At 33.7% G+C, this 6,895-nt stretch carries 10 protein-coding genes; 6 read left to right on the forward strand and 4 right to left on the reverse strand.

Going from position 1 to position 6,895, the window contains the following annotated elements:
* Nucleotides 1-126 carry an integrase core domain-containing protein gene (locus tag AC13FX_RS00030; RefSeq protein ID WP_482878376.1) on the forward strand — a complete coding sequence of 42 codons (126 nt, stop codon included), beginning with the start codon at nt 1-3 and terminating at the stop codon, nt 124-126.
* Nucleotides 127-299: 173 nt separating this feature from the next.
* A complete protein-coding gene (locus tag AC13FX_RS00035; RefSeq protein WP_482878366.1) occupies nt 300-2,144 on the forward strand; it encodes a DUF262 domain-containing protein in 1,845 nt (614 codons plus the stop codon).
* An 87-nt stretch (nt 2,145-2,231) separates the two neighbouring features.
* Here the strand turns inward: AC13FX_RS00035 and AC13FX_RS00040 are convergent, their stop codons facing one another.
* The 4 genes from AC13FX_RS00040 to AC13FX_RS00055 are packed head-to-tail and all read right to left on the reverse strand — an operon-like array spanning nt 2,232 to nt 4,260.
* Entirely contained in the window at nt 2,232-3,074 is an 843-nt protein-coding gene (locus AC13FX_RS00040; RefSeq protein WP_482878367.1) for a HesA/MoeB/ThiF family protein, read from the reverse strand.
* Nucleotides 3,067-3,588: a hypothetical protein gene (locus AC13FX_RS00045; RefSeq protein WP_482878368.1), complete on the reverse strand. Its 522-nt coding sequence runs from the start codon at nt 3,586-3,588 to the stop codon at nt 3,067-3,069. Before AC13FX_RS00045 ends, AC13FX_RS00040 begins: the two co-directional genes overlap by 8 nt.
* Nucleotides 3,588-3,980 (reverse strand): hypothetical protein, encoded by a 393-nt coding sequence (locus AC13FX_RS00050; RefSeq protein ID WP_482878369.1) that lies wholly within the window; start codon nt 3,978-3,980, stop codon nt 3,588-3,590. The genes AC13FX_RS00045 and AC13FX_RS00050 overlap by 1 nt, the downstream gene beginning before the upstream one ends.
* 4 nt (nt 3,981-3,984) lie before the next feature.
* Nucleotides 3,985-4,260, reverse strand: coding sequence for a multiubiquitin domain-containing protein (locus tag AC13FX_RS00055; protein WP_482878370.1), 276 nt, complete (start codon nt 4,258-4,260; stop codon nt 3,985-3,987).
* Between the two features lie 126 nt (nt 4,261-4,386).
* Between AC13FX_RS00055 and AC13FX_RS00060 the strand changes: the two genes are divergently transcribed.
* The 4 genes from AC13FX_RS00060 (at nt 4,387) to AC13FX_RS00075 (ending at nt 6,791) form a co-directional block, all read left to right on the forward strand.
* Nucleotides 4,387-4,959: a sigma-70 RNA polymerase sigma factor region 4 domain-containing protein gene (locus AC13FX_RS00060; RefSeq protein ID WP_482878371.1), complete on the forward strand. Its 573-nt coding sequence runs from the start codon at nt 4,387-4,389 to the stop codon at nt 4,957-4,959.
* Complete coding sequence (locus AC13FX_RS00065) at nt 4,956-5,357, forward strand: hypothetical protein (protein ID WP_482878372.1); 402 nt, start codon at nt 4,956-4,958, stop codon at nt 5,355-5,357. The genes AC13FX_RS00060 and AC13FX_RS00065 overlap by 4 nt, the downstream gene beginning before the upstream one ends.
* The gene (locus AC13FX_RS00070) at nt 5,338-6,111 is read left to right on the forward strand and encodes an ImmA/IrrE family metallo-endopeptidase (protein ID WP_482878374.1); all 774 of its coding nucleotides are present in this window, start codon (nt 5,338-5,340) and stop codon (nt 6,109-6,111) included. Before AC13FX_RS00065 ends, AC13FX_RS00070 begins: the two co-directional genes overlap by 20 nt.
* Nucleotides 6,112-6,299: 188 nt before the next feature.
* Nucleotides 6,300-6,791 (forward strand): HD domain-containing protein, encoded by a 492-nt coding sequence (locus AC13FX_RS00075; protein ID WP_482878375.1) that lies wholly within the window; start codon nt 6,300-6,302, stop codon nt 6,789-6,791.
* Nucleotides 6,792-6,895: the final 104 nt, after the last annotated feature.

Genomic DNA, 6,895 nt, shown 5'->3' on the forward strand with positions numbered 1-6,895 from the left:
ATTGAGGCTTGGAGAAACGAATACAATTCCTTCAGACCTCATAGCTCACTCGGAGATTTAACCCCGAATGAGTACCTTAATCAACACCAAATAACGTCCGATTCTCTACTTTTAACTGGTACATAAACGGGGAGGGGCTCATGAATAATCTTTCTTCATTTTTGAATGGTACTAATGATGGAATACTACACTACCAAGAAATGAAGGATGACATTAAAAGTAACTATCACCCATGATAAGACTAAGAAGAGAGTTTTGTTAACGAGCCAGTAAACTAAAAGTATAGGAAATCATTTGAAATGGATATTACGCCAGGTAATCAAAATATTGACACACTATTTTCAAATACAACTTATCACATTGATTTCTATCAAAGAGATTACAAGTGGAGTGATGAGCCAGTAAAGCGATTACTTGACGATATTTTCTATAAATTTAATCAGGAGTATTCAGTTAACCATGAGCTTGATCCAAGTGAGAAAACAATTTCAGAAAAATATTCTTGGTATTACCTTAATACTTATGTAACAAACACTGTAGATGGTAAAGTGTACATTGTTGATGGTCAACAGCGACTGACAACTATAACACTAATTCTGATTAAGCTATATCACATCGCTAAAGAATTTGGATCTGAAACGGAGAGGTGGATAGAGGCGAAAATTGCTGGTTTTTCGGGAATGAAACATTCATTTTGGATGAATCATCAAGAACATAATACAGTACTTGAAGACTTATATAAGCTTGATAAAGCGTTTAGCGATATAGATGTAACAAGCGGTGTTACAGCAGAAAATATACTCGAAAATTATCAAACAATTAGTAAGTGGCTTGATGAACAATTAGTAGATAAACATAAGTTTGAAACCTTTGTGTTCTATTTTTTACATAGGTTAGTCTTAATAAAGCTATCTGTTGAGCAGACAGATGTTCCAATGGTTTTTGAAGTAATAAATGATAGAGGAATTCGGCTTAAACCATATGAGATTTTAAAGGGAAAACTTCTAGGTCAAATTGATAAAGTAGAGTTAGACCAAAAAAATTATAATGGACTTTGGGAAAATCGGGTTAAGTCAATTAATTCATTAAAGAAGGATGAAACAGACACTTTTTTCCGATTTTATTTAAAGGCTAATTATGCAAATACACGAAAAGAGGGGCAAAGATTTGATGGTGATTATCACAGAGAGATTTTTTCGAATGATATCACCAATGAGTTAAAGCTGAAACACAATACTTCTGGAGTCAAAGATTTTCTAGAAAAGGATTTTAGTTACTACTCAAAGCTGTACGAAAAAATTTATAGACTCACTCAAGAGCTGGAAACGGGGTTTGAGCATGTTTACTATAACAATTTAAATGATCTCGATGGCCAATTCTTGCTGATCATGTCAGCTTGTAAGCTTAATGATTATCAAGAAGAAGAAAAGATCATAGAAGTAGCTTATCAAACCGACAGGTTTTTTTCTTTGCTTCAGCTACAAAACTCTTATGACAGTAATTCATTTAACGATGCTATATATAAAATTTCGAGTGAAATAAGGGGTAAAGAACTAAATAAAATTACTGAGGTGTTTGATAAATATTTATTAGAGGAGCTTTCAGAGCGTAGAAGTGCAGAAGCCACGGAACCCCTTCATTATGGGTACTTTAGAAATACCGGAATAAGTTTAAACAAAAGATTTAAAAGGTACTTTTTTGGCCGAGTTGATAAATTTTTATCAGAAAACTTAAATGTTGGTATGGTCCATGAGATTGGTGATTTAGTAAAAAAGACTGGACACAAAACAGGGTTTCATATTGAACATATACTTTCTCACAATGAGGAGAATTTAAAACTATTTAAAGAAGACGAAGATCTATTTGAGCAAGAAAGAAATAGATTGGGAGGAATTTTACTTCTTAAAGGCAGAGATAATATTTCTAGTAATAATGAATCGTATAGTGAGAAACTCAAATCTTATGCGGATACCTTACTATGGAATAGAACTTTAAGAGAGGATGCTTATAAGTCTAAAATTGATGTGAGAGATTTTAAAGAAAAATATGCTCTCAATCTTGAACATATGGAAAAATTTGGGCCTGAGGAACTAGAAAAGAGACATAGATTGCTATACGAATTATCGAGATTGATATGGAGCTAAGAAAATAGCCTTAAGCTATATTGATTAATTAGCAGATTTAGTTGAAGTAGTCACGAGGAAATCTGACAGTTTAGTTAAGGTGAGTATTTAGGAAATAAACCGTTCTACATTGGCTTTATCTTTCATTCCTCTTACTTGGTTACAAAAATAGCAATTGGGGTTTGATCTTTCTTTGGTGAATGACACCGTTCCCAGCTTTCCTAAATACATTAGAAGCTTATTTGGGGGTCTTAAACCTGTAATCCAAACCATGAATTCTGTTACTGCAAGTGATGCAATAATGCCATTTAATGAAACAACTGATGGGCCAGAATGATGAAGTTGGTCTTTATCAATCCCATATAATTCTTCTCTATCTTTTCTTGCTTCAGGGTTTTCTAAATCCCTCCCCGCTTCTTCTCGATCTAATATGTCAAAGCAATCTAAGCAGCCATTAGAATCAATTGAAATACACACTCTACCACCAAAATCCTGATCTTCCGGGTAGATTTCAGTGCCCAAATCAAAGTAGGGACGTTGATAAGCTGAGCTTAATTCATTCAAAATGACTCTAGACCCTTCATTATCAAGACAACCAAATATGCAATTCGATGAAATTATTCCATCAAATGCTTGTTGAGATTGCAAAGGTTTTTGTATGCATTTAACCAATGCAGAAGGGTTAATTTCATTTATAATCCGTTCACCAACAAGGGTTTTCTTTTTCCCGATATCATCTGGCTTTGTCCCTACATATCTATTTAGATTAGTTTCGTCAATTTCTTCATCGTCAATAAGAGTAAAGTCTTTGACTCCAAGATAAGCAAGTTGCTGAATGACATGAGTGCCAAGACCACCTATCCCAACAATTGCTACCGACGTTTCACTAAGTTTCTTTTGCCCATCAGCTCCAAAAAAGTCAATTTGTCTAACAAAGCGTTCATTATTCATAGTTAACACCTTCTATTAAGGTCCTTTGGGTTGGTCGCATTTCTTTATTCTCTACTCTTATGCAATTTAGCTGCTGCGGAATATTAGGATTTTCTATCCAGGCTAATCCATCAAAACTATTATGATTAAACACGACAGCTAAATATGGCTTCCCATTTAATCTCCACCATACATGAGGGACAAACTCTTCAAATCCTATGAAATCGCTATAGGAAAATTTAACAGGGAAATCTCCTGAATGAGAATGAAACTCTACTAAAGAAGCATTGAGGTCGTGTGCTTTTTTTATAATTTTGCCTTGTGTCTCAAAGCTAAGACTCAAATGATATGCTGACCGGGACTCAAAATCATTTTCATGAATTGGGTCCCAATCAATAACCTCAAAAATTAGACGATCATTTCTTATATGTGATTTAACGTATGCAAATGCGGCGTCCTCTAATGAAGTCTTTAAAACATGACCTTGTAATTTATTAAAGGTATTCTCGGGAATTGATAAATGCACTTCTTTCATTAAGCTCCCTCCTTAAATCTATTCTCAAAGCTTAACATCCAATTTAACAGGTTACTTCCCTTCGCTATATCTGATGTAGGTTGCCATGGAGAAGAAATTGTCCATGAAAGTTCCCCCCAGGTTCCCTCAAAAGGGGGTTGGTTATTAGCTGAAGATTTATAGTTTTTTGGGGCTTGCTCATTATAAAGAAGACCATTAGGTACATAGAACGCATATGGTTTAGTAGCCGGGTATCCATCTTTAATCTGGAAAGCTATTTCAGTTTCTGCTCTATTCCAACCATCTGGTAAACTATAAGAAGGAATATAGAACCAGTGACCATTTTCAGTATACTTTAAGTCTGGAAAAATTGTCCGAATTAGTTCTAATTCCTTCTCTATTCTTTCCTTCATAGGTTTAACCTCTCTTGAACTTCAATTTTTTGGAAAATCCCATTCCTGGTTTTATTTGAAGGACTTCTCCTGGAGTGAGATTTCGTTGTTCTTGTGTTTTGAGGTCGATAATCATCGCTCCTTTTGAAGGCTCCCATCCGCCCAGCTCAATAATTTCTTCTGTCGTGATAGTGTCCTTATCCCAAGGGTATGTTTGGCCTTCAATATTGATGTTATACTTGGGGCCTTTATCTTTATCATTGTTTTTAGTTACTGTCGGTGTCTTAGTTTGTGATTTCATAATCAAATGAGTTTTTGTTTATTATTTTGTTTTCATTATTAATAGCTGATTTATTTTGGAAATTTGCCAAGGGATGGAAAATTTTTTTATAAAAGCAGCTATTAGTAATAAACACCAATTAGATTAATGGGAAAAAGAACTTTAAAAGAGCTAAAAAAGCTCACGAATAAGGATTACGTGGAGTTGGTAGCTTTTGCTGAAAAGAGACTAGCCATTCTATTTAGCAGTAGAAAAATCCCACAAGGGAGATCAGGAAAAGATTTCGTTCAAGAAATAATTACAAAAGTATTGGAGGGTGTAAGGAATTGGAATATTGAAAGTACGCCTAACTTTAAGAATTTCTTGTTTAGTTCCGTAAAGAGTGAAATTAGTAATTTTGCTTGCTCAAAATTGTCTAGTGCTGAATTTGATGTTGATAATGATTCCGATTATGAGTTTTGGGCAGTATTAATAGACTCAGAGAACTTTCATGAGAGAAAGATTCAATCTGAGCTTGTTGACTATGTATATGAACAAATTTGTGAAATAGATGAAAATCTAGGGACTCTTTTATTATTTGAACTGGAAAATTGTGGAGCTACTGAAATAGCTAAAGAAATGAATTTATCTGTGAATGAAGTTTACAATATGAGGAAACGCTTGAGAAGAAGTGGAGTTAAAATTTGGGAAGAGTTAATGACAAAGGAGGCCTTGAAATGAAAGATCACGATACAATTATCAGATTTTTGAATTTAATAAGCCAGGTTGATGACTATGATGAAGCTAAGGACTATCTATCAGATTCAGGTTTTGATGTAAATGAAGTTAAAGCGGAAGGTGAAGAATTTCTCACAACGATAAAAGCTCAAGCTGATCTTAAATTAGCCAAAAGAAAAAAAGAATTACTAAACCAAGCTAAAGAGTTGCTAGCTGATAAGGTTTATTCTGATCCAAAAGAGGAGCTAATAAGAATTTTCAAAGGTTTGAGCTCTGGATTATCAGTACAGTTTTCAAAGATTGAAAAACTTGATGAGAAAGATGCCCAAGAATTATTAAAAGAAGAAGAGTTATTAAATCTCTTGCAAAAACTGGAAGACGATGAGTCGGGGCGAGAATAGTGCAAAAAATATTCGAAAAAGATTTGGGCTTACTACAATTAGCTATGATTTGTTAGAAGATTTATCCTATGCTCTAGGTGCTTATGTGGATTATAAAGAAATTTTGGGTTCTCAGGGTCGAATAATACAATCTAAAATAACAGGCAAAGCACTAATAGTTATTAATTCAGCTATTTCCTATCAAAGAAAGAAAAAATTTATTCTAGCTCATGAAATTGGACATTTTGTGATGCATAAAAATGACAAAATGTTTATTTGTGATGAGAGTGATTTTGTCGATTGGGGGAGAAAAAACAGGAAGGAAACCGAAGCGAATGAATTCGCATCAGAACTATTAATGCCTCGAGAGATAATTTTAGATCTTACAACAGAGGAACCTCTTACATTAGATCTCATCATTGAACTATCCAATAAGTTTGGAACAAGTATTACGGCAACACTTTTTCAATATGCGCGAAACGGCCCCGTTCCCTGTTGCATAACATTTTCTCGAGACGGAATTATAGAATGGTTTGTAAAAAGTATCGATTTTGATGTTGGCTACCTTAGAAATAAAACTCAAGTTCCTTTAAATTCGGTTGCAAGTGACTATTTTTTAAAGGGAAAATTAATTAAAGATAAAGAAGTCCTTTTAGCTAAAACTTGGTTTGAGGGAAACTATATTCCAGAAGATTTATACTTATATGAGCAATGTCATTTTATAAGCTCAATAAATTCTGTGGTGAGTTTAATATGGATATGTGAAGATTATTGATAATTGGAGAACGGTTATATTTACTGCGACTAAAGATGACTATTTTCATTATTCCAATACATTATTGGGCATCTTTATGCGGTGTTTTAAAACTGGATTTAAGTCTTTACGACTTTTTTTCATATTATATTTCTGTTTTTAAATAACTTAATTCAGTGAATTATTTGAGATAAGTAAAACAATAAATTATGGACTGGAATAAACTATTAAGTGATAAACGGCTTAGACCATCATCAAAAGATTATACAGGTGATGCAAGAAATCCATTTGAAAGTGATTTTGGAAGATTGATTTTCAGTCCTGCGACTCGCCGGATGCATGACAAAACTCAAGTTTTTCCACTTACCTCAGATGATAACATTCACTCTCGCTTGACACATTCGCTTGAGGTTTTAGCAATAGGTTATTCTCTTGGAATAAGAATAGTGGAAGATGCTAAATTCTTAAAAAGAACAAAAAAAGAGGAAGATTTTTTAATTAGATGCATTCCGACCACACTCAAAAATGTATGTCTGGTGCATGATATTGGTAACCCTCCTTTTGGACACTTTGGAGAAACTGTTATTAGTGAATATTTCTCAAAACTTTTTGGTGAAGAAGAGAATGAAAGAGATTACAACTTTGAATTAAGTGAAGAACAAAATGACCTCCTCCCTAAAAACTGTACCAATCTAAAGTAGAGATTTCGGGCAATTATACTAATTTACATCAAACCATAATTGCCATGAAAAACACAAAATTTACCGAAGCCCAAGTGGTCTTTGCTATCAAACAATCCGAAACC

The organism is Gracilimonas sp. B-17 (assembly GCF_056857935.1).